At 60.8% G+C, this 24,978-nt stretch carries 22 protein-coding genes; 14 read left to right on the top strand and 8 right to left on the bottom strand.

The window, feature by feature from the left end:
* The first annotated feature begins 28 nt into the window (after positions 1-28).
* The 3 genes from DOM27_RS12780 to DOM27_RS12770 all read left to right on the top strand — a co-directional run bounded on the left by DOM27_RS12780 (position 29) and on the right by DOM27_RS12770 (position 4,897).
* Complete coding sequence (locus DOM27_RS12780; RefSeq protein WP_110656331.1) at positions 29-775, top strand: ParA family protein; 747 nt, start codon at positions 29-31, stop codon at positions 773-775.
* 76 nt (positions 776-851) lie between these two features.
* A complete protein-coding gene (locus tag DOM27_RS12775) occupies positions 852-2,582 on the top strand; it encodes a VRR-NUC domain-containing protein (protein WP_110656330.1) in 1,731 nt (576 codons plus the stop codon).
* On the top strand, positions 2,579-4,897 hold the full coding sequence (locus DOM27_RS12770; protein ID WP_110656329.1) for an ATP-dependent DNA helicase: 2,319 nt from the start codon (positions 2,579-2,581) through the stop codon (positions 4,895-4,897). The genes DOM27_RS12775 and DOM27_RS12770 overlap by 4 nt, the downstream gene beginning before the upstream one ends.
* Before the next feature lie 328 nt (positions 4,898-5,225).
* Here DOM27_RS12770 and DOM27_RS12765 read toward each other — a convergent pair whose 3' ends face one another.
* On the bottom strand, positions 5,226-6,878 hold the full coding sequence (locus DOM27_RS12765) for a dihydroxyacetone kinase subunit DhaK (protein WP_110656328.1): 1,653 nt from the start codon (positions 6,876-6,878) through the stop codon (positions 5,226-5,228).
* An 83-nt stretch (positions 6,879-6,961) separates the two neighbouring features.
* Complete coding sequence (locus DOM27_RS12760) at positions 6,962-8,260, bottom strand: NAD(P)/FAD-dependent oxidoreductase (protein WP_110656327.1); 1,299 nt, start codon at positions 8,258-8,260, stop codon at positions 6,962-6,964.
* A gap of 352 nt (positions 8,261-8,612) precedes the next feature.
* On the opposite strand from DOM27_RS12760, the gene DOM27_RS12755 reads away from it, so the two are divergent.
* The 3 genes from DOM27_RS12755 (at position 8,613) to DOM27_RS12745 (ending at position 11,786) form a co-directional block, all read left to right on the top strand.
* Positions 8,613-9,278 (top strand): phosphoglycolate phosphatase, encoded by a 666-nt coding sequence (locus DOM27_RS12755; protein ID WP_110656326.1) that lies wholly within the window; start codon positions 8,613-8,615, stop codon positions 9,276-9,278.
* A gap of 219 nt (positions 9,279-9,497) precedes the next feature.
* Positions 9,498-10,994 (top strand): anthranilate synthase component I, encoded by a 1,497-nt coding sequence (gene trpE, locus DOM27_RS12750; protein ID WP_110656476.1) that lies wholly within the window; start codon positions 9,498-9,500, stop codon positions 10,992-10,994.
* Between the two features lie 78 nt (positions 10,995-11,072).
* Positions 11,073-11,786: a TVP38/TMEM64 family protein gene (locus DOM27_RS12745; protein WP_110656325.1), complete on the top strand. Its 714-nt coding sequence runs from the start codon at positions 11,073-11,075 to the stop codon at positions 11,784-11,786.
* An 89-nt stretch (positions 11,787-11,875) separates the two neighbouring features.
* Here DOM27_RS12745 and argF read toward each other — a convergent pair whose 3' ends face one another.
* Positions 11,876-12,793 carry an ornithine carbamoyltransferase gene (gene argF, locus DOM27_RS12740; RefSeq protein WP_110656324.1) on the bottom strand — a complete coding sequence of 306 codons (918 nt, stop codon included), beginning with the start codon at positions 12,791-12,793 and terminating at the stop codon, positions 11,876-11,878.
* A 410-nt stretch (positions 12,794-13,203) separates the two neighbouring features.
* Between argF and grxD the strand changes: the two genes are divergently transcribed.
* Positions 13,204-13,551, top strand: coding sequence for a Grx4 family monothiol glutaredoxin (grxD, locus tag DOM27_RS12735; RefSeq protein WP_075561978.1), 348 nt, complete (start codon positions 13,204-13,206; stop codon positions 13,549-13,551).
* A 114-nt stretch (positions 13,552-13,665) separates the two neighbouring features.
* Here grxD and rnt read toward each other — a convergent pair whose 3' ends face one another.
* Positions 13,666-14,331 (bottom strand): ribonuclease T, encoded by a 666-nt coding sequence (gene rnt, locus DOM27_RS12730; protein WP_075561979.1) that lies wholly within the window; start codon positions 14,329-14,331, stop codon positions 13,666-13,668.
* Between the two features lie 211 nt (positions 14,332-14,542).
* Between rnt and DOM27_RS12725 the strand changes: the two genes are divergently transcribed.
* The 4 genes from DOM27_RS12725 to DOM27_RS12710 all read left to right on the top strand — a co-directional run bounded on the left by DOM27_RS12725 (position 14,543) and on the right by DOM27_RS12710 (position 17,639).
* Entirely contained in the window at positions 14,543-15,763 is a 1,221-nt protein-coding gene (locus tag DOM27_RS12725; protein ID WP_075561980.1) for an argininosuccinate synthase, read from the top strand.
* A 69-nt stretch (positions 15,764-15,832) separates the two neighbouring features.
* A complete protein-coding gene (locus DOM27_RS12720; protein ID WP_110656323.1) occupies positions 15,833-16,138 on the top strand; it encodes an HlyU family transcriptional regulator in 306 nt (101 codons plus the stop codon).
* A gap of 207 nt (positions 16,139-16,345) precedes the next feature.
* Positions 16,346-17,008 carry a glutathione S-transferase gene (locus DOM27_RS12715; protein ID WP_110656322.1) on the top strand — a complete coding sequence of 221 codons (663 nt, stop codon included), beginning with the start codon at positions 16,346-16,348 and terminating at the stop codon, positions 17,006-17,008.
* 115 nt (positions 17,009-17,123) lie between these two features.
* A complete protein-coding gene (locus DOM27_RS12710; protein ID WP_110656321.1) occupies positions 17,124-17,639 on the top strand; it encodes a DUF1161 domain-containing protein in 516 nt (171 codons plus the stop codon).
* Positions 17,640-17,694: 55 nt separating this feature from the next.
* On the opposite strand, the gene nth is transcribed toward DOM27_RS12710, so the two are convergent.
* From nth to DOM27_RS12695, 3 genes are read right to left on the bottom strand one after another with little or no spacing between them, the layout of a single operon-like run.
* Positions 17,695-18,333, bottom strand: a complete 639-nt coding sequence (gene nth, locus DOM27_RS12705; RefSeq protein WP_110656320.1) for an endonuclease III — start codon at positions 18,331-18,333, stop codon at positions 17,695-17,697.
* A complete protein-coding gene (locus tag DOM27_RS12700; protein ID WP_110656319.1) occupies positions 18,330-19,313 on the bottom strand; it encodes an RnfABCDGE type electron transport complex subunit B in 984 nt (327 codons plus the stop codon). Before DOM27_RS12700 ends, nth begins: the two co-directional genes overlap by 4 nt.
* A gap of 54 nt (positions 19,314-19,367) precedes the next feature.
* A complete protein-coding gene (locus DOM27_RS12695) occupies positions 19,368-20,789 on the bottom strand; it encodes a sensor domain-containing diguanylate cyclase (protein WP_188113717.1) in 1,422 nt (473 codons plus the stop codon).
* Here DOM27_RS12695 and DOM27_RS17975 point away from each other — a divergent pair.
* Positions 20,784-20,951 (top strand): hypothetical protein, encoded by a 168-nt coding sequence (locus DOM27_RS17975; RefSeq protein ID WP_188113716.1) that lies wholly within the window; start codon positions 20,784-20,786, stop codon positions 20,949-20,951. The two genes, DOM27_RS12695 and DOM27_RS17975, sit on opposite strands and share 6 nt — an antisense overlap.
* A 266-nt stretch (positions 20,952-21,217) precedes the next feature.
* Here the strand turns inward: DOM27_RS17975 and metG are convergent, their stop codons facing one another.
* The gene (gene metG / locus DOM27_RS12690; protein WP_110656317.1) at positions 21,218-23,287 is read right to left on the bottom strand and encodes a methionine--tRNA ligase; all 2,070 of its coding nucleotides are present in this window, start codon (positions 23,285-23,287) and stop codon (positions 21,218-21,220) included.
* A gap of 256 nt (positions 23,288-23,543) precedes the next feature.
* Between metG and DOM27_RS12685 the strand changes: the two genes are divergently transcribed.
* Positions 23,544-23,963, top strand: coding sequence for a DoxX family protein (locus tag DOM27_RS12685; protein ID WP_223162328.1), 420 nt, complete (start codon positions 23,544-23,546; stop codon positions 23,961-23,963).
* Between the two features lie 82 nt (positions 23,964-24,045).
* Positions 24,046-24,975, top strand: coding sequence for an AEC family transporter (locus DOM27_RS12680; RefSeq protein ID WP_110656315.1), 930 nt, complete (start codon positions 24,046-24,048; stop codon positions 24,973-24,975).
* The last annotated feature ends 3 nt before the right edge of the window (positions 24,976-24,978 follow it).

Genomic DNA, 24,978 nt, shown 5'->3' with positions numbered 1-24,978 from the left:
CAAGACGCCGACCGGGAAAGCGCACAACATGAAAGTGGTGGCTCTGCACAATCTCAAAGGCGGGGTCGGCAAGACGTCGGCGGCCGTCAATCTGGCCCGAGAGGCCAATCGCGACGGCTTGCCGGTGTTGCTGTGGGATCTCGACGCGCAGGGTGCTTCGACCTGGATACTGGGCAGCGAAACCGGCCTGAGTCACAAGGTCGGCAAGTTGCTGGCGGGCAAATCACCGCTGGGCGAACAGGTTCGGCACACGCCCTGGGAGCGATTCGATCTGCTGCCGGCCGATATGCGCCTGCGCGAGCTCGACCGCATCCTGGAAGACAAGGCCGACGGCGACAAGCATCTCAAGCGACTGATCGCTCCTTTCAGTGAGGAGTACGCGTTGATGATCCTGGACTGCCCGCCGGGGCTATCCACGCTGGCGGAGCAACTGATTCGCGCTGCCGATCGAATTCTGGTGCCGACCGTCCCCAGTCCGCTGTCGGTGCAGGCTTTCTCGCGCATGCTCGAACACCTCCAGCTCAAGAAACGCCAGCGTGAACGCGTGTCGCCGTTTTTCAATCTTGTCGATCGGCGGCGACGTCTGCATCGCGAATGGATTGGTTCGCCGCCGGAGTCGATGGGCTGCATGCTGCAGACCTGGATTCCCTACGCCAGCGATGTCGAGCGAATGAGCCTCGAAAACCGTCCGCTGGCGGATCTGGCGCCCCGCAGCCGTGCTAACCACGCCTATCGTCGTCTGTGGCAGGAGCTCAAGGCGAAGTTAGAGGAGTAACCCGCCGCAAGACTTCGAACGTTCGCCGCGTATCTGTATACTTACCCAGTATTTTGAGTCCTACGCTGGGGACGCTATGGCATTGCCGACGCTCGAAGATCCGCTTTATTACCTCGCCAACTTCCGCAAAGTGCTCGATTGGTTGACGTTGCGCTATGCGGATCTGTTGAGCGTCGAGGAATCGGCATTCATCACCGCTTTCGAACGCACGCCCCAAGTCTCTCAGGCGCTATTGGTGCGGATGGTGATGCGCAAGGGCGTCGATTTTCGCGCTAGCCGCCTGCTCTATGCCGAGATCGGTGACACTATCGAGGCCGCGGTGCCGTTGGTTGCTGCAGGTTGGGTCGAAGAGAGTGCGACGTTATCGATCGAGGCGCTGTTCGGGCTGGCCACCAAGCCGGAAATCGGTGCGGACATGAGCGCATGGCTTACGGACCTCGGTGTCGGCAGGAGCGCGGGAAAGGGTGCCTGGCTGGCGACGCTGCGGGCAGAAACGCCGGAGCCACGAACGCTGGCCGAGTGGCTACCGGCGTTGCAGGATCGTCACTATCGGCTGACGGTCGATGCGATGTGCGAACGCTTTCGGTTGATGTTTTTCGGCAATCTGCGGCAGCACTGGTCCGAGTTCGTGCTGGCGGAGCTGGGCGTCTATCGCTTCGAAAGCGTCGAACTGGAGGCGGCGTCGCGGGCATTTTCAAGGCGTGAGGAGCTGGAGGCTTATCATCACCTCCATGGCTGTCGAGAGCGGTTCGACGCCGACGAGCCGTTGGAAACGCTGCTGATCGATGTGCCGCGCGTCGCGTTCGATAACGATTGGCTGGAGCGTCGAAGAGGGCGACTGATCTACAAGCTGGCGTATCGCCTCGAGCGCCAAGGGGCGTTCGATCAGGCCCTGGAGCTTTACCGAGACAGCTCGGCACCGGAATCGCGACTCCGGCAAATTCGCGTGCTCGAAGCGCAGCAACTGACCGAAGCAGCGTTGGCCCTGGCCGAGCGCGCCGAGGCCGCGCCAGTCAGTGCGGCGGAGAGCCAGGTGATGGAACGCGTGTTGCCGCGGCTTAGACGCAAATTGGGCCAGATGCCGGCCCGGCGGACAGAGGCATCGGCGCCGCCGCGCCTCGATCTGGTATTGCCGCGTGCCTCGAGCGTGGAGCGGGCGGTGGCTCGGCATCTTTCTCGTGACGAGGCGCCGGTCTGCTATGTCGAGAACGTACTCGTCAACGGCCTGTTCGGGCTGCTCTGCTGGGAAGCGATCTTTGCGCCGCTGCCCGGCGCGTTCTTTCATCCATTTCATAGCGGGCCGGTGGATCTGTTCGAGGCGGATTTTCGGGCCCGACGTCGCGAACTCATCGACACCTGCCTGGCGGCGCTGGAACGGGGCGATTATGTGGAGATCATTCGCCGCCGCTATCGCGACAAGTGGGGGATCCAATCACCGTTCGTGTTTTGGGAAGCGCTCGACGAGGGCGTGCTCGAGCTGGCTCTGCAGTGCATTCCGGCTCACCATCTCAGGCTCTGGTTCGAGCGTCTGCTTGGCGATATCCGCGCCAATCGTGCCGGGATGCCGGATCTGATCCAGTTCTGGCCGGCGAGCGAGGGGCGCCCGCCTGAAGGGCAGGGACTCGGCGAGCCCGCTTATCGCATGATCGAAGTGAAAGGCCCCGGCGATCGTCTGCAGGACAATCAGAAGCGCTGGCTCGAGTTCTGCGCCGCTCACGACATGCCGATCAGCGTCTGCTATGTCACCTGGGAGTGTGAGAATACCGGAGTGAATAGCGAGGTTTCTGCTGCCGGAATGACGTCTTGAGCTATCGAATCGCCGTTCGAGCGCTGTGCGAGTTTGCCGCCAAAGCGGGCGATCTCGATCTGCGTTTCACGCCGTCGCCCTCGGCGCAGGAGGGCATCGCCGGCCATCAGCTCGTCGCCGAGCGTCGCGGCGAACACTACGAGCGCGAAGTCACGCTGAGTGGCAGCTATCACCACCTGGACGTGCGCGGTCGCGCTGATGGCTACGATCCACTCGCCAATCGGCTGGAGGAGGTCAAGACGCATCGTGGCGATCTTTCCCGCCAACCGGCCAATCAGCGCGCGCTGCATTGGGCACAGGCCAAGGTGTACGGACATCTGCTATGTACCGAGCGCGGACTGGATCAGTTGACGGTGACGCTGGTCTACCTTGACATCGTCAGCCAGCGTGAAACGCCGTTGAGCGAAAGCTGCTCGGCTGCCGAGCTTCGCGAGATATTCGAACACCATTGCCAGACGTTCCTGGCCTGGGCGCAGCAGGAACTCGCCCACCGGCGGCGGCGTGATCGAACGTTGCAAGCGCTCCGGTTTCCCTTTGCCGGATTTCGCGACGGCCAGCGGCCGCTGGCGGAGTCAGTCTACAAGGCGATTCATACCCAACGTTGGTTGATGCTGCAGGCGCCCACGGGTATCGGCAAAACGCTGGGTACGCTCTTCCCCATGCTCAAGGCGATGCCGGGCGAGCCGCTGGACAAGATCTTCTTTCTCACTGCCCGTAACACAGGGCAGCGGTTGGCCCTCGACGCGCTGCGTTCGTTGGGCGCCGGGCGTCGACACCTCGAGCATTCCGAACCGGATGAATTCGCGCAGGGCGATACCGAGGCAGTGCCTTTGCGCGTGCTGACACTGACCTCCCGCGACAAGAGCTGCGAAAATCCGGACAAGGCCTGTCATGGGGAGTCCTGTCCGCTGGCGGGGGGCTTTTACGATCGCCTGCCAGCAGCGCGGGCGGCCGCTGTCGAGCGTGGTTGGCTGGATCGTGCCGCCTTGAGAGACACCGCGCTCGCCCATGAAATCTGCCCCTACTATCTCGGTCAGGAAATGGCGCGCTGGGCCGATGTCGTCATCGGCGACGTCAACTACTGGTTCGATTTTCACGCCATGCTCTATGCCCTGAGCCAGCAGCAGCAATGGCGGGTCGGGTTGCTCGTCGACGAAGCCCACAATCTGGTCGAGCGCGGGCGTGGCATGTATAGCGCGGCGCTGGATCATGCGGCTTTTAGACGCCTGAAGCCGACCCTGCCGGGGCCGCTCAAGAGGCCGCTGGCGCGAGTGGCAGCAGCCTGGCAGACATTGGCCGACGAGAGCGAATCGGACTATCGCGTGCTCGAGACATTGCCGGGTAAACTGATCAATGCTCTGCAACAGGCCGTTTCACAAATCGTCGAATATCAGAGCGAGCAGCCGATCGCCCTGGACAGCGAGCTACAGCGATTCGCCTTCGATGCCCAGCACTTCTGTCGGGTCGCCGATGTCTTCGACGACCATTCGATCTGCGACGTCGAGCGTCAATCGCCTCGGGGTCGACAGCGTCGTGCCGGTGCCAAGATAACGCTACGCAATGTGGTGCCCGCGCCGTTTCTGACACCGCGATTCGCCGCTGCGCATGGTGGGACGCTGTTCTCCGCCACGCTAGGGCCCGAGGCCTATTACCGCGATCTGCTCGGCGTGCCAGACGCTGCGCCCTGGATGTCGCTGGACTCGCCGTTTAGGGATTCACAGCTCGAGGTTCGGATCGCGACGCAGCTATCGACCCGTTACCGTGATCGCGAAGCCTCGCTGTCGCCGCTGGCGGATCGCATCGCCGGCCAGTTTGACGCGCGGCGCGGCAACTATCTGGCCTTCTTCTCGAGTTTTGCCTATTTGGAGCAGGTTGCCAACCGTCTGGCCGAGCGGCATCCCGATTTGCCGATCTGGCGTCAGGCATCGAGGATGGACGATGCCGCCCGCGAGACTTTTCTGAAGCGCTTCGAAGCGGGCGGGCAAGGGGTCGGATTCGCGGTGCTGGGCGGTATCTTCGGCGAAGGTATCGATCTGCCCGGCGATCGCTTGATCGGGGCGTTCGTGGCGACACTCGGATTGCCACAGGTCAACCCGGTCAACGAGCAGATGCGAGCACGTCTGCAGGCGCTCTATGGCCAAGGCTACGATTACGCCTACTTCTTCCCCGGCATGCAAAAGGTGGTGCAGGCGGCCGGCCGGGTGATTCGCTCCGACACGGACCAGGGAGTGATCCACCTGCTCGACGACCGCTTCGCCCGCCGGGAGGCCCAGGCAATGCTGCCGGAGTGGTGGCCTCCAGCAACGTTGGATTGAGGCAGTGGGAAATGAGTCTGTGCGTATCCCGCGGCCACCATCCGGCGCTTATTCAGCATCACGCTGGATGGCTCGGACGCAGTCGGGTCTTGCGACATGGATGTCGCAAGAGGCGTGCCTGGACAGGGATGCCCGTGCACGCCGACCCGAAGCTGAGTTCGTGACATTCAGGGTTTTGTGATGCTGGGCGCCAAATAGGGGGGAGCGGGAGGGGGCGAGCGTTAAGCCCCCTCGCAGAGACGAGCACCAAGGTGGTCGATTACCAGACAGTGGTAGTCTCGCCTTTTTTGAATGAGCGATATCGACCCGGCGAGACGGCGTTAAGCCGCTATTGCTCTCTCGCCAATGCTTCGAACACTCTTGCCACAGCTTCGGCACCCGGGTCGACCACGCCCTTGAGGGCGCTCTCCGGCACGTAGGCGGAACGACCGGCGTTTGCGTGGGTCAGCGCGGCGGTGGCCTGAGCACCATCCCGAGCCGCCTGCGCGGCCTGAACGAGCGGTTCACCACGCCGCAGCGATTCGATGGCGGGCACCAGCGCGTCGAGCATGGTGCGGTCGCCGGGTTTGGCGCCACCGTAGGTCTGCATCTTGTCGACGCCGGCAGCGAGCGCTTCCTGAAGATTGCCGCGCTGATCCAGCGAGGCCGCCGCCGCGGTAAACAGAATCGATAGCAGGACGCCGCTGGAACCACCCATGTCCCGCGAAAGTAACTGGCCAATGCCGGCGAACAGATTGGGTAGCGCGGCAGTATTCAAATGCTTGGCCTGGAGCGCCTTGGCGATGGCATCGGCACCACTCTGCATGCTGGCGCCGGCATCGCCATCGCCGCTCTTGGCGTCCAGAGCATCGAGTTCTTCACGCGCCTGGCGCAGGACGTCGATGATTCGCTCGAGGGCAGCCGTCGTCGTGGCATTCTGCGGCGCGTCGTCGGCCAGTGCTTCGTGATCCTGATGGGTATCCGGCGAGAATGCCTTCGGCGCCTGCGTAGCCCGCAATCCAGGCCAGGCGGGGGCGGTCGTTGACGCCGACAGCGCGGTGACGACATCGTCGTCTGCCGGCAGCAGCGTGAGCGAAAAGCCATGCATGTCCAGCGACGTCATCAGTGGCGCCGGGCCAATCAGGTGTGCCACTTGCTCGATGCCCAACTGATGCAACAAGCTGGCGGCCAACACCCCCATTTCCTGAGTCGAGCAACTACCGAGATCGTTGAGCAGTGCGATCCAGGGCCCGGAAAGACGGCGGTCGGAGAGCGCGTTGCGCAGCGGCTCCAGCACCAGGGCCATGGCGTCGTCGGCACTCTTCGGGTCGACCTGACGTGTGCCGGCCTCGTTGTGAATGCCCAGGCCGAGTTGCGGGGAACGCTCGGCAGGATCCTGGCCCGGCTGCGCTGCGGCGCTGAGTGCCATACCCAGCGAGCCCATGCGTTGACACAACGCTTCCGCGCGCTTGCGAATCTCGTCGAGTGGGGTTGCCTGGCCGGCGAGGTAACCGCACAACTTGTGTACCAGCACGGTACCGGCGATACCTCGGGGCTGCGGTGCATCTTCGATGGCAACATCATCGGCGACGATGACCATGGCAACGTTCAGGCCTTCGCCACGCGCGCGTTCGGCCGCCAGACCGAAATTGAGGCGGTCGCCGGTATAGTTCTTGACCACCAGCAGGCAGCCGGCTTCACCACAGACTTCGCGGATCGCCGCCAGTACCGCGTCGACGCTGGGCGAGGCAAATAGACTGCCGGAGACGGCCCCGGTCAACATGCCTTCGCCGATATAGCCGGCGTGAGCGGGTTCGTGACCCGCGCCGCCGCCAGAAAGCACCGCAACCTGGCGCCGACCTTGATCCGCCTTGTCCCAATCGCGCCGAATCAGTATGCGTAGGCCGCTCTGCGGTTCGGCGACGCATAGCGGGGCGGTCGCTGCCGCCGTCTGCAGAATCTCGTCGACGACATCGCCGGGGGCGTTGTAGAAACGGTCCATGTTGTCTCTCCTGGTGTTGCGAATTCGAACGCGAACTGCCGATGACTGGGGGACGCGCTCGAGGGCATTAGGTGATCAACGTCTCAGTGTAGTTTCATCTTCGGGCGTATATAGCGGTTGAGTCCATCGACGACGACGGTCATGCCGGTCTTGAAGATGCCGTGAATCGCCATCTGATGCATGCGGTACAGAGACGCGTAGAACAGCTTCGCCAGCCGGCCCTCGATGAACAGGCTTCGCGCCGAAGCCCCGCGCATGAGACTACCGACTGCTTCGAAATGCGCCAGCGAGATCAGAGAACCGCGGTCGCGATAGACGAAAGGCTTGAGCGCTTTACCGTCCATTGCCGCACGCAGGTTGTGGTAGCAGTGGGTCGCCTGTTGGTGAGCGGCCTGGGCGCGGGGGGGCACCCGCTTGTCGTCGGGCTGCGGACAGGAGGCGCAATCGCCGAAGGCAAAGATGCGATCGTCATCGAGGCTCTGCAGTGTTTCGTGGACCTTGATCTGATGATTGCGCTCGGTAGTTAGCCCCAGTTGCGACAGAAATTCGGGCGCGCGAATGCCTGCGGCCCAGACGCTGAGATCCGTCTCCAGTGGCTCGCCGTCGGCGGTGATGAAGCCATTGGCGTTGGCTTCGGTGACTCGGGTATCGACATGAATCTTGACGCCGAGTCGCTCCAGCTCACCATGTACCGCGCGGCTGATCCGTTCGGGCAAGGCCGGCAGAATACGCGGTGCGGCCTCGATCAGATGAACTTCGAGCTTGCCGCTGTCCATGGCCGTGAAACCGTAGCTGTGCAGCATGCGTGACGCGCCGAACAGTTCCGCCGCCAGCTCGACCCCGGTCGCGCCAGCACCAACCAGCCCGACCGTCAGCTTGGGGTGCGTACGGCGCTCGGGGTCGCTGTAGCGCAAGAACGTATTGAGCATGTTGCGACGGAAATTTTCCGCCTGCTGCGGGCTATCGATGAAGTGACAGTGCCTGGCCACGCCGGGCGTACCGAAGTCATTGGAAACGCTGCCGACGGAGAGCACCAGATAGTCATACTCGAGCTGTCGCGCCGGGAGTATGACGGCGTCCTCGTGATCATGGATCGGCTCCAGAGTCACGGTGCGACTGTCGCGATCGATGGCGCTCAGGGTGCCGCGCTGGAAGCGATATCCGTGGCTCTTCGAATGCCCCTGGTAGGACACCTCATCGAGCCCGGAGTCGAGCGTGCCGGTGGCAATCTCGTGCAGCAGCGGTTTCCAGATGTGGGTCGGATTACGGTCTACGAGGACGATGTCGGCGCGCTGGGACTTGCCGAGCTTGCGACCCAGGCGGGTTGCCAGCTCGAGTCCACCCGCGCCGCCACCGACCACGACGATGCGTGATGTGGTCATGGGATGCTCCAATCAGAAAATCGGAAGGAAAGAAAACTCGGATACTCGAGGAAATCGGGGATTGACGAACCGGAGAGCGGTAACGTTGAAGGTCTGCAAAGCCAGTGCCTGGCGGCAAGCAGGCGCAGTGAGGGCCGAGTGATGACGACATCGGACTGTAAGACTGCGCGTTCACGGAAAAGAGCACCCGTCGATTCGACGAAAGATGGGCGATAGGATACGCCGATCACCGAGGGTTGGCATCCGTGCGTTGCGTAAACTTACGCCCATCGAAGGGGCCAATTCATTCCGCTCGCTGCAGTTCGTATTTTGCGTCGTCGGCCTTGATATTCCATCAACCAAGGATTTGCCCATGCATTCGTCGCTTCAGAATATCCGCCTGGTGGCTTTCGATCTCGACGGCACGCTGATCGACTCCGTCCCCGACCTGGCCGCGGCGGTAGACGCGATGCTTGTCGAGCGGGGCCTGCCGGCTGTGGGGGAAGCAAAGGTTCGGGATTGGGTAGGGAATGGCTCCCATACACTGGTCGAGCGTGCACTGGCCAGCGTTCTCGGACAAACGGCCGATGCGTCGGTCGTCGAAGCGAGCCACGACAGTTTTCTGCGTTATTATCATGCGGCGCCGTGCGAGCGGACCCGGCTGTTTCCGGGCGTGGTGGAGGCACTGGACGCGCTCGCCTCGCGGCAAATGATCGTGACCTTGATTACCAATAAACCCGTGGCCTTCATCGACCCGATTCTCGAGACGTTGGGCTTGCGCCACTACTTCAGCATGGCGTTGGGCGGCGATTCGCTGTCGGAGAAGAAGCCTCATCCGGCGCCGTTGCTGCACCTGGCGGCACATTTCGACATCGATCCTAGCCAATGCCTGATGGTGGGAGATTCCCGTCATGATGTGGAAGCGGGGAAACGCGCCGGCTTTCGTACACTGGCCGTTCCATACGGTTACAACCATGGCGAGCCGGTTTCCTCGAGCGGCCCGGATGGCGTGGTTGAATCGCTGGGGGAACTCGTTTAGGGTTTCCGAGTCGGCGCTACGGCGGTTGTGGCGCCGCTCTTGCATACCTCCCCGTTGTTTTCGTTTTCCCTTCGACCGAGCTTTGACATGCGACCGGATACCCAACGCTTTTTCAGCCCCAACGTGTTGATGCACCACGTGACGCGTTGGCGATGGTGATTGTCAGCCTACCTCTTGTTTGCCGATTGCTGATTTTCACTGCTGGAGCCCGGTCCCATGATGACCCCTGATCGCTTTGCCGAGCTGGCGCAAGCCGGCTATAACCGTATTCCGGTCACTCGCGAGGTGCTGGCGGATCTCGATACGCCGCTATCTACCTATCTCAAGCTCGCAGACGCTCCCTGGACGTTTCTGTTGGAATCCGTACAAGGGGGTGAAAAGTGGGGTCGCTACTCGATCATCGGCCTGCCTTGCCGGGAGCGCATCGAGGTGCGCGGCTTTACCATCCGCCATATCGTCAATGGCGAACAGCAAGGGGTGGCCGAAGTCGAGGATCCGTTGGCCTGGATCGAGCAGTTTCAGGCTCGTTTCAATGTGCCGCACCTGGATGATCAACCTCGCTTCGACGGCGGGCTGGTCGGCTATTTTGGCTACGATACCATCCGCTACATCGAACCTCGGCTGCGCTCTACGCTGGCTGCCGAGAAGCCTGATCCCATCGGCGTGCCGGATATTCTGCTGATGGTCTGCGACGACCTGGTGGTGTTCGACAACCTTTCCGGGCGTTTGCAGCTGTGGACGCATGCCGATCCAGAGGCGTCTCATGCCTACGAGAGCGCGCTCGATCGGCTCGAGACGCTGGAGTTGAAACTGCGCAGCGCTACTGTCAATACTCTGAGCCCAGGCACCGGGCGGACGGATGTCGCCGAAGACGATTTCCATGCCAGTTTCAGCGAGCAGGGTTACAAGGACGCGGTCGCGAAGATCAAGGAATACGTGCTGGCGGGGGACGTCATGCAGTGCGTGCCGTCCCAACGCATGTCGATCCCGTATCAGGCACCGCCGCTGGATCTCTACCGCGCGCTGCGCAGCCTCAATCCTTCACCCTACATGTTCTATCTGAATCTAGACGATCATCACGTGATTGGTTCCTCTCCGGAGATTCTGACCCGGCTGGAGGATGGCGAGGTCACCGTTCGTCCGATCGCGGGGACGCGTCCGCGCGGCGCGACGCCGGAGCAGGATAAGGCGCTGGAAGACGAACTGCTTGCCGATCCCAAGGAGATCGCCGAGCATCTGATGCTGATCGATCTGGGGCGTAACGATATTGGACGTATCAGTCAGGTGGGGACCGTCGAACTCACCGACAAGATGGCGATCGAGCGGTATTCCCACGTCATGCATATCGTCTCCAATGTGACCGGGAAACTGCGTGAGGGCATGTCGGCGATGGACGTGCTGCGGGCTACCTTTCCGGCGGGGACGCTCTCCGGTGCGCCCAAGATCCGGGCGATGGAGATTATCGACGAGCTCGAGCCGGTCAAACGCGGCGTTTATTCCGGTGCCGTGGGCTATCTCTCCTGGCACGGCAACATGGACATGGCGATCGCGATTCGTACCGCCGTTCTCAAGGATGGTGAGCTTCACGTGCAGGCGGGCGGCGGTATCGTTGCGGACTCCAACCCCGACGATGAGTGGAACGAGACGCTAAATAAGCGCCGCGCCCTGTTCCGTGCCGTAGCCATGGCGGAGAAAGGGCTCGACAACCTCGAGTGATGCGTCACATAGCGTCGCTCGAGTCGATCGGCGCATGCTGTCATCGATCCTTCATCAAGATCGGGTTCAATCGGGGGTATGCGACACGCGACCCCCGATGCCCGCCAGACTCACGCTATCTCGTCGCCACGGTATGTTCGCCGTTGGGGGCTAAAGGCGTTGCTGGTGCTGGTGCTGGTGCTGGTGCTCGGGCTCGCCGCGCCGGGCATAGGACTTTTCGCCTGGGGAGGCTTGTCTCTCGTGTCACTCCAGGCGCTGCAACCACTGCCGTTGCTATTCGCGATGGTGTTACTGCCTGCATTAGGCCTACCGATGACACCATTTTACGTCATTGCCGGGCTGCGCTTCGGCATTCCTCTCGGGCTGGCGTTTTCCGCTGTCGCGACACTGCTCAATCTCATGCTCTGCTATGCCATTGCGTGCGGACGCCTGAGGCCGCTCCTTCGCGATACCATCGAGCGGCGTTTTCCAACGCTGGCAGCTCTCGATCGGGCGCGAGGTGACGCTTGGCGTGTCACGTTGCTGATCAAACTCATTCCTGGCGTGCCGATGTTCATCAAACATTACGCGCTAGGGATCGCCGGTGTGCCTTTGTCGATTTACCTGGCCGTGGCGCTGATGACCACTGGCCCCTATGCCATTGCCTTCGTTGTACTCGGGAAGTCGGCACTGGAGGGCAATGTCGGCCGGATGCTCATCGCGGTTGCGCTGCTGGTGCTGATTGTCGTAACAGTGAAAATGGCAATGGGGCAACGAATGCGGCGAGGGAGATCGCGTCCCGCGGGGCCATGATGGAGGTCGGTAAGGGCAGGCGGGGAGGGTCGAACTGTGGGGTGGCGCCGCGATGCCAGATGGATCGCGGCGCTTTTTGTCCCGGATGATCAGTCGACCTGCCCCAGCAGCAGAAACTCGATCAGCGCCTTCTGGGCATGCAGCCGGTTGCCGGCTTCCTGCCACACCACTGCACGTGAGTCATCGAGTAGCGTGGTACTGATCTCTTCACCACGGTGCGCCGGCAGGCAATGCAGGAAGATGGCATCTTCCGAGGCCCGGTCGAGCAATGCTTCGGTGACCTGAAATCCGGCAAAGTCTCGTTCGCGCTTGGCCTGTTCCTCCTCCTGGCCCATCGACGCCCACACATCGGTCGTGATCAGATCGGCGCCGCTGGCCGCTTCCTGTGGATCCCGCAGAATCGTGACGTGATCCCCTGCGGCCGCGACAATATCGTCACGCGGATCGTAGCCCTCCGGGCAGCAGATCCGCAGTTGGAAGTCGAACCGGCGCGCAGCATTGATCCAGGAGTGGCACATGTTGTTGCCGTCGCCGATCCAGACCGCCGTCTTGCCCTTGATCGGGCCGCGGCACTCCGTCCAGGTCATGACATCGGCCAGCAGCTGGCAGGGGTGATAGTCATCGGTCAGCGCATTGATCACCGGCACCGAACTGGCGGCGGCGAAGGCTTCCAGCCCGGCATGCGAGAAAGTCCGGATCATTACCGCATCGACCATTTCCGAGAGCACCCGGGCGGTATCGCCGATCGGTTCCCCACGGCCAAGCTGAGTGTCGCGCGACGACAGAAACAGCGCGTGCCCGCCGAACTGTGCCATCGCGGTCTCGAACGAGACGCGAGTCCGGGTGGACGACTTCTCGAAAATCATCGCCAGGGTGCGATTGCTGAACGGCGTGTAAGTCGGGCCGTCGGCCTTCAGCTGATTCTTGATCGTGATCCCGCGCTGGATCAGGTAGGCCAGCTCGTCGGCGGAGAGATCCAGCAGGGTCAGAAAATGGCGTGCGCTCATGGGCGGCTTCCTGTCGTGGCTTGACGTTGAGACATTGGCTACAAGGCATGCGGCAATATCGAGGCGCGCCGCACGGCGAAATCGAGATCGTCGACCGCAATGGCGGGCTATCCACGGTAGGCGACTCGGAAACAATGAAAAAAGCGCCGCTTCCCAGGCGCCTGCAAAGGTGTCTGGCGAGACGGCGCCGTGATCGGCCGATGTTGCGTTTCTGCGGTCGTGGCCGATCCGCGCGAAAGCCGTTTATCCTAACCAGCCCCCAACGAGGGCGCAATGGCCCGGCGCGAGCCTGAATCGGCGGCAGGGGTGTTTTCAGTCGGTGTCATCAGTAGAATGGGAGTACGGTCATTCACACTCGCGTACACGCGAAGAGCCGGCATCGGCCCTCTCTTCCCGCTATAGGACGTCCCATGAGCGATACTATCGAAGCGATCAAGCAGCAGATCAACGACAACGCGATCCTGCTGTACATGAAAGGCTCGCCCCAGCTGCCGCAGTGCGGCTTCTCTGCTCAGGCGGTACAGGCGCTGATGGCCTGCGGCGAGAAGTTCGCCTTCGTCAATATTCTGGATAATCCGGATATTCGTACCGAGCTGCCAAAGTACGCCAGCTGGCCGACGTTCCCGCAACTATGGGTCGACGGTGAGCTGGTAGGCGGCTGCGACATCATCGTCGAGATGTATCAGAACGGTGAGCTGGAGCCGATGGTCAAGGCGGCTGCCGCAAAATCGGCCGAGGCTTCTCCCAGCGACAGCTGAGCCGTCCGTTCTGGCTTTGTCTCAAAGACGCCCCGTCATCGCACGGGGCGTTTTTTGTTTCGAAATGCACTCGTTTCGAAATTCAGTCGTTTCTAAATTCAGTCGTTTCGGAATTCAGAGCTCGTCGAGACCCTGTTCTTTCATCGCCAGATTCCAGCCGCCGAGATCCTTGAAGCGGTTGATGATGGCGCAGAAGAGTTCTGCAGTGCGCTCGGTATCGTAGCTCGCCGAATGGGCCGAGGAGTTGTCGAAATCGATACCGGCGGCCTGGCAGGCACGTGCCAGAACCGTCTGGCCGTACGCCAGCGCCGAAAGGGTGGCGGTGTCGAAGCTGGAAAACGGGTGGAACGGGTTGCGCTTGATGTTGCAGCGCTGGATCGCGGCGTTCAGGAACCCCTGGTCGAAGGAGGCGTTGTGGCCGACCAGGATGGCTCGCGTGCAGTCGTGGGATTTTATGGTCTTGCGAATCGGTTTGAAGATGCCGTCCAGGGCTTCGCGCTCGCTGACCGCAATTTGCTGGCGGAAGGCGCTGGAGAGATCGATTCCCGTAAAGTCCAGGGCGGACTGCTCGACGTTGGCACCCTCGAAGGGCTCGACATGGAAAGCGATAGTGTCCATCGGCAGCAGATTGCCTTGCTCGTCCATCGTCAGCGGCACGGCGGCGATCTCCAGCATGGCGTCCGTGGCTGAATTGAATCCGCCGGTTTCGATGTCTACCACCACCGGGAGATACCCGCGAAAACGCTGCGCCATCAGCTCCCTCATGCTGGCGTCCGACATGCAATGACTCCCGTTCCCTTGACGTAATGACGATGACGTGATGACGAAATCGCGATGATTAAACCGCGTAGAGTCTAGCAGTTTCGGCCATTGGCGTCCCAGCGGTTGGTGTTCGCGGCAGGCCCGGGGCGTTATAATCCAGCGTTTGTTCGGTCGCCGACCGCCGTATGCCACCGAAACCTTGTCCAACGAAACTCGAAGGAGCTGTCGCATGTCCGATATCAAGAAGGTCGTCCTCGCCTATTCCGGCGGCCTCGACACTTCCGTGATCGTGAAGTGGCTGCAGGAAACCTACGACTGCGAAGTGGTTACCTTCACGGCCGATATCGGCCAGGGCGAAGAAGTCGAGCCGGCCCGATCCAAGGCGCAGGCGCTCGGCGTCAAGGAAATCTACATCGAGGATCTGCGGGAAGAGTTCGTCCGCGACTACGTTTATCCGATGTTCCGCGCCAATACGATCTACGAGGGCGAGTACCTGCTCGGCACGTCGATCGCGCGCCCGCTGATCGCCAAGCGGCTGATCGAGATCGCCAACGAGACCGGTGCCGATGCGATCTCCCACGGCGCCACCGGCAAGGGCAACGATCAGGTGCGCTTCGAGCTGGGCGCCTACGCGCTGAAGCCGGGCGTCAAGGTCATCGCGCCGTGGCGTGAGTGGGATCTGACGTCGCGCGAGAAGCTGATGGCGTACTGCGAAGAGCATGACATCCCGGTCGATTTCTCCAAGAGCAAGAAGAAGTCGCCATACTCGATGGATGCCAACCTGCTGCATATCTCCTACGAGGGCGGCATTCTCGAAGATCCGTGGGCCGAAGCCGAAGAAGACATGTGGCGCTGGAGCGTCTCGCCGGAAGCCGCGCCGGACCAGCCGACCTATATCGAGCTGACCTACGAGAAAGGCGATGTCGTGGCGATCGACGGCGAGCCGCTCAAGCCTCACGAGGTTCTGGCGAAGCTGAATAAGGTGGGCGGCGACAACGGCATCGGCCGTCTCGACATCGTCGAGAACCGCTATGTCGGCATGAAGTCCCGCGGTTGCTACGAGACACCGGGCGGCACCATCCTGCTGCGCGCGCACCGGGCGATCGAATCGCTGACGCTCGACCGCGAAGCGGCGCATCTCAAGGACGAGCTGATGCCCAAGTACGCCAAGGTCATCTACAACGGCTACTGGTGGAGCCCGGAGCGCCGCATGCTGCAGGCGGCGATCGATGAAACCCAGGAATTCGTCAACGGCGTGGTGCGCCTGAAGCTCTACAAGGGCAATGCCATCGTGGTGGGGCGCCAATCCGAACAGTCGCTGTTCGACGAGTCGATCGCGACGTTCGAAGATGACGCTGGCGCCTACGATCAGAAAGACGCCGAAGGCTTCATCAAGCTCAACGCGCTGCGTCTGCGGATCGCCGCGGGCAAGGGTCGTTCCGCCAGTTGAAGCCGCCTGGTGGCTCCGGCCAACCATTGATGCCGACATTCGTGTCGGCAGGCATATCGGGAGCAAGGCATGTTGAAGAAACTGTTTTCCGGGTTATTGGGCGGCGGCGATGCCAAGCCTTCCACGCCGAAGGAAGAGCGGGAAGCGATCGAATACAAAGGGTTTCTGATTATTCCGGATCCACAGGATGCCGGTGGCCAGCACAGGGTCAGCGGTTGGATTCGCAAGCCCGTCGAGGGGGGCGCTAACCTGGAACGTCGCTTCGAACGCTCCGATGTCGTACCCGGAGAAGATGCTTGTGTCGAACTGACGATTGCCAAGAGTCAGCGTTATATTGACGATATCGGCGACGAGATGTTCGAGCAGGAGCATTGATGATAACCGGTTGATCTTGCCAACGGCGCCCTCGAGGCGCCGTTTTTGCGATTGGCGGCTTTGTCGATCGCTTCCTATGGTTAAGTCAGGCTCTAAAGCAAGGCGAGCTCTCAGATTGAGAACGCTCGTGAAATTGAATGATTCTCGATATCGGGGAAATCCCGGTGATTAAACGACAACCCGAATATTCGGCAAGGAAGCCCGCTCATGATCACGGTTCATCATCTCGAAAATTCGCGGTCGCAGCGCATTCTCTGGCTACTGGAAGAGCTGGAAGTCGAGTATCAAATACAGACCTACCGACGTGACCCCGCCACCATGCTGGCCCCGCCCGAACTGAAGCAAGTTCACCCTCTGGGTAAGGCGCCAGTGATCACCGATGATGCTCATACGGTAGCCGAGTCCGGCGCGATCATTGAATATCTCGTTGATCGTTATCACGGTGAAGCGCTGGTACCGCAAGCCGGTACGCCGGAACGCTTGCGCTACACCCACTGGCTTCACTATGCCGAGGGCTCGGCGATGCCGTTGCTGGTGATGCGGTTGGTCTTTTCGAAACTGGGCAAGCCACCGGTACCGGCCTTCATTCGCCCGGTCGGCAAATTGCTGGCCAACGGGGTTCGTCAGAAATTCCTCGACCCGCAACTGCGTCTTCACTGCGACTACTGGGAAAATGAATTGCATCAGCATGACTGGTTCGCAGGTGATCGGTTCACGGCGGCAGACATCCAGATGAGTTTCCCGTTGCTGGCAGCGGAAAGCCGTACCGATCTGTCCGGCTATCCCCATATTCAGAAAGTGTTGCGAAACATGCGTGAGCGCCCGGCCTATCAGCGGGCGATCGAAAAAGGTGGTGAATTTCAGCTGTGAAGCGTTCCGATCAAGGTAATGCCTGATCGGGGCAGCTCGTGTGGCTTGAGATCACTCATGCGGACGTTGTCGGGCTGACCGGCATGTCCGTGTTGCAATGAGCTGAGGAGTTTCTATGCAATTCTCTACCTGGAAAAAAGCCGCGATAGTTGCGGGTATCAGCACTGCAGGCCTGGTCTCGTCGTTGAGTTGGGCGCAGGCGCAGCCCGGGAACTCTCCGTTCGATCAGCAGCCGGAAACGCGTCTGGCTTGCGAGCGTCTGAAAGCGGAAATCGACAGCACGATCCGAAACAACGGCGCCCAGCACTTCTTGCTCGAGATCGTCGACAACGCCCAGGTAGATGATGGCGTAGTGAAGGAGGAGGAGCCTTTTGCCGGTGCCGAGGTGGTCGGCAGCTGTGACGGGGGCACGCGCAAGGTGGTGTACAGTCGCGATGGGGCGACCGAGATGAGCGCCGACGTAGCGCAAGGGGAGTCAGCGCCAGACGATGACGGTGCATCCGACAGCTCGGACGGCAGCAGCTTGCCGGAGACTGCACCTGCTGCGCCGGAATCCAGGGGAGAGAATGCCGTGCCCCTGCAGGATGATGCGGGAGACGATGCCGGTCAGGAACCGGAATCCAGCCCCTGACCTCGCGAGAATGGCTGCAAAGGCTTGATCGCCGTCCGTTGATTTATCGGTGCGGTCAGGCGATATCGATCTTGTCCGGGTATTCGCACAGGTCTTCGATCACGCAGCTGCCACAGCGCGGCTTGCGCGCCAGGCAAGTATAGCGGCCGTGGAGAATCAGCCAGTGATGGGCGTCCTTGAGGTACGCTTTGGGAACATGACGCAGCAGCTGTCGTTCCACTTCCAGCACGTTCTTCCCTTTGGCGATTCGGGTGCGGTTGGCGACGCGAAAGATATGCGTATCCACCGCCATGGTCAGCTCGCCGAACGCCGTATTCAAAATCACGTTGGCGGTCTTGCGACCAACGCCAGGAAGCGCTTCCAACCCTTCCCGCGTTTGCGGAATATCACCGCCGTATTGTGCCTCCAGAATATGGCAGGTCTTCATCAGATTTTCGGCCTTGGTGTTGTAAAGGCCAATGGTCTTGATATGTTGTTTCAGGCCTTCGATACCGAGATCGATGATCGCTCGAGGCGTATTAGCCACCGGGAACAGTTTCACGGTCGCCTTGTTGACCCCCACATCCGTTGCCTGCGCCGACAACAGCACCGCTGCCAACAGTTCGAACGGCGTCGACCAGTTCAGCTCGGTGGTCGGATTCGGGTTGTGCTCCTTGAGACGAGCGAAGATCTGTTCTCGTTTGGTCGCATTCATGAAGGGGTTCCATGGTCGTCGCCCGCAGATTGACTGGCCGTCGCCAGCAACCGTTCCGCCTCACATATTCTTTGCCGTGCCTGCATGGCGCCTTCCTGGTCGTTCTGGCGTTGATAATGGGCTAGCTCCTGACGTGCCTTGCGCACTGCCTGCTCGGCAGCAGCGATGGCGATGTGTCGGTGCTGAGAGTCTGCGCTGGGAGCGCCCACCAACTGCCCATCGATCATCTCGAGTTGCTGGCGCATGCCGGCGGCACGTTCGGCTAGTGCTGGCTGATCTGCCGCATCGGCCTTGTAGAGCTGCTTTTCCATACGCTTCAACCGAGCGCTAAGTGTCGCGCGGCTGGCCTTCAATGCGGTGGTGTCGACAGGTGTTGCGGGTTCGTCGGTAGACTCACCCAACGCAACCAGCGGCTGCTGTTTAACCTGATTGGCGGCGATGCGGCGCTCTCGCTTTAGACGTTTTTCCTCGACCTTGCGTGCCACGCGCTGTTGGCGATCCTCGAAGCGGCGGCGACCGTTATCGGCACGCCAGTCAAGATATCGCTGCCGTTCAGCGTCATTTTCGGCACGCGCCCACTGCGGGTGTTCCACGAGATCGATGCAGTCGACCGGACAGGGCGCGACGCACAGTTCGCATCCGGTGCATTCCGATTCGATCACCGTATGCATCTGCTTGGCGGCACCCAAAATGGCATCCACCGGGCAGGCCTGAATGCACTTGGTACAGCCGATACATTCGGCTTCGCGGATCACGGCCAGCAACGGCGTTTGTGGGGGTTCGATCAGTTCGAGCGGCGGTTGGCCGGTGAGTGCTGCTAGTCGATTACGGGTTTCTTCGCCGCCAGGCGGGCAGCGATTGATCGCCTCGCCATCGACGATCGCCTCAGCATAGGGGCGGCAGCCGTCGTGACCGCATTTGCCACACTGGGTCTGCGGCAATTCGGCATCGATGCGTTCAACGGTAATAGCGGCTGACATGAGGTTCCCGGAAAGGCGGGGCAAACGGCGGCTCCCGGTTCAAAGAGGTCGGCATTATAAACGCTCATCCGCATGGCTTCGAGAAGCCTTTCCGAGATCACTCGCGACCCGATTACGACCTTGCTGCTTGGCGCGGTAAAGCGCTGCATCGCATCGCGCCAACAGGATCGACGGAGAAAGCTCATCCGTTGTGCAGATCGCTGCGCCGACGCTGACCGTAATAATGCCTAGGGGGGCTTTATCATTTTGCAACGTCATTCGGGAAACGGCGATACAGAGGGCGTTTGCTAGCTTAATGATCGCTGTCGGCGATGTGCCGGGCAGAATGACGGCAAACTCTTCGCCACCGACGCGCGCCAGAAGCGATCGCTCGATCGCGTGGTGGCGTACGGTCTGCTGTAGACACTCGGCCAAACGGGTCAGGCACTGGTCACCTGCTGGATGGCCGAGGAAGTCGTTGTATCGCTTGAAGTAATCGATATCGAGCAGGATGCAGGCGACCGGTATGGGTGGCTGCGGTTCACTCATCAGCGCGGTCAGCTGCTCATCGAATAATCGACGATTGGCCAGCCCGGTCAAGTGGTCCGTCTGTGACAAGTTGAGTAACTGAGACGTTCGGTGCCGCTGATGCTGGATCAGATGCAGGAATTCACGAGACAGAGCGCCGATTTCATCCTGGCGATTCAGAAGCCGCTCGGGAGGTTCGGCATCCGCGTTGTCCTGCTTGACCTGTTGGGTAAATAGCGCGAGCTGTCGAAGCGGACGCAGCACCACGATCTCCAGCAGTAACAGAACGAAAACGATGACGGTCAATAACAACCCAGCCGTCCACCATTGCGCGTAGCGAACGGTAGCCATGCGCTCCAAAAAGGCATCACGTGTCAGATAGGTTCCCAATACCATGGGTTCGTCGTACCCATTGAGCGTTAAAATTTTCTCCACGTGAATGCGTCCATCGTCCGTGGGCGTTATCTGCAAACCGGACGGCGGCCCGGAAGATGGCACGGGCGAGATATCCACTTCACGGCCTGTCTGAGCGGCCATCTGCTCTCGCCACTTCCCGTCGAGAAGCTGGACCTGAATGAGCCAGCCTTGCATGGGGCCACTTTCGTCCGTTCGCAGGATGGGATGAATCGTGGCGTAGTAGGACTGATCTTGTTGATATTCAAGACGAGTGCTGGCGAGTGGTTGCGTCGAGTCGAGGAGTGGTTTTAGCCTGTCGGCGTAGGAGTTCGCCCAGCCGCAGGGACCTTCCTGATCAGGGCAGGAGCCGTATTGACCACTAGCCGGATCGATACCCGCGACCCAGCGAAGATGCTTTTGTCGATCAAAGAACAGCATGAACTGGTAATCGAGATCCTCGAACATGTTACGGCTGAAGTTCGAGTCGGCGTAATCGTCACCGCCACCCTGGATAAAGGCGTAGGTATCGTCCCACGTTGCCCAATCCTTTGCGGTCAACAATAGCGCATGCATCTCGGTTTCGATCGTGCGCTCGAGCCTGGCGAGTTCATTGGCCGACTGCGCGCGTTCCTCATCGATCATGGCGGGGTAGACGACGAGACTGCCGATCAGTACCAGGGCCAGCATCGCGGCGATCAACAAGGCCAGCAGACTCATCAGAAAGCGACCGCGTAACGTGAAAAAGGCTGATCTCATCAGATATATGACCCGTTCAGCACGCTGGCTGCAGTAAAAGCCCAAGGAACAAAGGCGTTCTAGAAGAGATAACGACGTCTCGAATATCGGCTTCGCTACGTCTCATCTTGAGTCTATCGCTGGGCTAGTCATGCATGTCGAGGCTCTGTCCAGGTCGGCACAGGCCCGACGAGACGCGGGATGCCTGCAAACGAGAACGCGTGACCGAGGCCACGCGCGTTCGTTCATTCATCGTTCGATGAGCATCAGGTGACGCGCTGCCCGGGTTTGGCGCCGCTGTCGGGAGAGAGCAGATAGATACCGTCTTCATCGCCGGCGGCCAGCACCATGCCCTCGGAAACGCCGAAGCGCATCTTGCGCGGAGCCAGATTGGCGACCATTACCGTCAATCGACCTTCGAGCGCTTCCGGCGCATAAGCCTTGCGGATGCCGGAGAACACGGTGCGTGTTTCGCCACCCAGATCCAGCGTCAGCTTGAGCAGCTTGTTGGAGCCTTCGACGTACTCAGCCTTCTCGATCTTCGCGATTCTCAGGTCGAGCTTGATGAAGTCATCGAAGGCGATCTCGTCGCTGATCGGCTCGTCGGCCAGAGGCGTGGTCTGCTGGTCGTCAGCGCTGGTCGTGGGTGCCTTGCCGGTCAATTTCTTTTCCTCCTCGAGCACTTCCTTGGAAGCTTCGATCATTGATTCGATCCGGTCGCTCTCGATGCGAGTCATCAGCGGTTTGAACTTGCCGATGACGTGGCCTTCCAGCACATGCTGGCGGCTCTCCCAGTCGAGGGTGTCGATTTGCAGGAAGATACGCGCCTGTTCGGCCATCGCCGGCACCACCGGTTGCAGATAGACCATCAGCGTGCGGAACAGATTGATGCCCACCGAGCAGATATCGATCACTTCCTGCTCGCGACCCTCTTCCTTCGCCAGCACCCAAGGCGCCTTGTCGGCGATATAGGTATTGGCTTCATCGGCCAGCTCCATCACCTTGCGCATGGCACGGCCGAACTCGCGGGCCTCGAAGTCGGCGGCGATATCGTCGCCGGCGTAGATGAATCTGGCGACCAGTTCCGGCTCCGCACAGGTCGCGGAGAGCTTGCCATCGGCCAGCTTCTTGATGAAGCCGGCACAGCGGCTGGCAATATTGACCACCTTGCCGACCAGGTCCGAGTTCACGCGGGCGGTGAAATCCTCGAGGTTGAGATCGAGATCGTCGACGCCGGAGGTCAGCTTGGCGGCGAAGTAGTAGCGCAGGTATTCCGGGTTCAAGTACTCGGCGTAGGTCTGCGCCTTGATGAAGGTGCCACGAGATTTGGACATTTTCGCGCCATTTACTGTCACGAAGCCGTGACAGTTGACCCCGGTCGGGGTGCGCAAGCCGGCGCCATCGAGCATGGCCGGCCAGAACAACGCGTGAAAATAGACGATATCCTTGCCGATGAAGTGATAGACCTCGGCGCTCGAATCCGCCTTCCAGTAGCTGTCGAAATCGATGCCTTGGCGATCGCACAGATTCTGGAAGCTCGCCAGATAGCCGATCGGCGCATCGAGCCAGACATAGAAATACTTGCCCGGCGCATCAGGGATCTCGAAGCCGAAGTAGGGCGCGTCTCGGGAGATATCCCATTCGTTGAGACCGGATTCAAACCATTCCTGCAGCTTGTTGGCGATCTGCGGCTGCACGCGACCGGAGCGGGTCCACTGTTTGAGGAACGCCTCGAAGTCGGGCAGCTTGAAGAAGTAGTGGGTCGAGGTGCGGACTTCCGGCGTGGCGCCGCTGATCGCCGAGACCGGATTGATCAGCTCGGCCGGCGTATAGGTCGCGCCGCACACTTCGCAGTTGTCGCCGTACTGATCTTCGCTTTTGCACTTCGGGCAGGTGCCCTTGATGAAGCGGTCGGCGAGAAACAGGCCCTTGACCGGATCGTACATCTGCTCGATATCGCGGGTGCTGATGTGGCCGGCATCGCGCAGCGCGGTATAGATGCGCTCGCTGTGGACGCGGTTCTCTTCCGAGTGAGTCGAGTGGTAGTTGTCGAAGGCGACGCCGAACCGGGCGAAATCCGCCTGGTGCTCTTCACTGACCTTGGCAATCAGCTGCTCGGAGGTAATGCCTTCCTGCTCGGCGCGCAGCATGATCGCGGTGCCGTGCGCGTCGTCGGCGCAGACGTAATGGCACTCGTGGCCGCGACTCTTCTGGAAACGCACCCAGATATCGGTCTGGATATATTCCAGCAGGTGGCCCAGATGGATCGAGCCGTTGGCATAGGGTAGCGCGCTGGTGACGAGGATCTGGCGCGAAAGCGAGGCGTTGTTCGACATGGCGACTGGAACATTCCCGTAACGAAACCCGAGGCGGCGCGGTATCAAAGGCCCCACGGGATGGATAGGCTGAAAACTTGGTCGACGATTGTAGCACTGATGGTGATGGCTTTGCGTGGAGGCAGCTTTGCTGCGAGCCAACCTTGGCTAGCAAGTGTAGAGCGTATCGAACGGGCAGATCCGGTCCTTTCTGTTCTATGCTGCGGCTATCGGTCCTTTCATCCCGTGTATGGGTTTTCTCTTTTGCACAAATAAGGTGGTTCCCATCGCTTCTCGACCTCATCGCTGGCGAACGGCCGGCCTATCCGTTGTCTTCCTGTGGTTCGCCATTGGTGGCATCGGCCATTTCGTGATGATGGATGCCTTTGCCTCGATCGTACCGCCGGGGCTGCCTTGGCCGCATGCGGCGGTGCTGATCAGCGGCTTCTTTGAGCTGCTGGGTGCCATCGGTATTTTGCTGCCACGCTTCCGTTCGCTGGCAGGGTGGGGGCTAGTGGTGCTGACGCTCTGCGTGACGCCGGCCAATGTCTACATGTGGCTGCACCCTGAACTATTCCCCAAGGTGCCGGAGTGGCTGCTGTTCTGGCGATTGCCGTTTCAGGTCGTTTTGCTGTTCTGCATCGTGGCTTCCACCCAGAGACGGTTGCCTGGTTGGCGCCGGCTCCGCCGCACCTGATGGAAACCGGCCTCGATCGCATTCGGGTGTTACAGTTAGCGGCCAAATCGTTACTGTAGTCTGCCGCGTAAGGAAACCCGGGATGGCCGAAATCGATCTCTCGCAGTCATTGTGGATGCTGCTTATTTTCGTGGCTCTAGGCTGGATGGCTGGGCGGCTCTTGAAAGTCGATCCGCGACCGATCGCGACACTGCTCGTCTATATCATTTCGCCACTGACCTTCTTCCAAGGCCTGACACAGGGCCAGCCCAGCGCCGACAAGCTCGTTCTGACGGGTAGTGTGTGGCTGTTGGCGACGTTCCTGTGCTTGATCGTCAATGTCGTGGCGGCACGCTTTTTTGCCGATCAGGAGCGGGCGCTGCTGGCCTTTTCGGCAGGGACGGGCAACACCGGCTATTTCGGATTTCCGATCGCGCTGGTACTGCTGCCACCGGAGGGGGTGACGCTCTATCTCTTCTGTATGCTGGGGATCTCTCTTTACGAGTTCACGGTCGGGTTCTATGTCAGCGCCCGCGGGCGTTTTTCGGTCAGGGACAGTCTCGTCAGGCTGGCGAAACTGCCGCTGATCTATGCGTTCCTGGCTGGCATGCTGATCAGCGCACTCGATTGGCACGTTCCCGAGGTCGCCGCAGAGGGGCTCGACTACTTCAAGTACTGCTTTACCGTTCTAGGCATGATGATCATCGGCATGACGCTGGGACGCCTCACGTGGCGGGCGTTCGACAGCCGCTTCGTGGCCGGCTGTGTGCTGGTACGTTTCGGCGTCTGGCCGCTGGCGACGCTGCTGATGGTGATTCTGCTACGTATGAGCGTAGGTATCTCGGATTCGCTGGTGCTGGCGTTTTTACTCATCGGCGCGGTACCGATGGCCGCCAACGTCGTGGTCATCGCCATGGAGCTGGAGATCCGGCCGGAGAAGGGCGCCATCGCCGTGCTGATAACGACGCTGGCCGCGCCCTTGTTGATACCGGTTTATCTTGGTTACGTACTGCCTTGGGTACTCACTTTCTGACGC

Origin of the sequence: Salinicola halimionae (assembly GCF_003206065.1) — a bacterium.
GTDB lineage: Bacteria > Pseudomonadota > Gammaproteobacteria > Pseudomonadales > Halomonadaceae > Salinicola > Salinicola halimionae.
The sequence above is the reverse complement of the archived record's forward strand: the minus strand, read 5'-3'. Positions and strand labels throughout refer to the sequence as shown.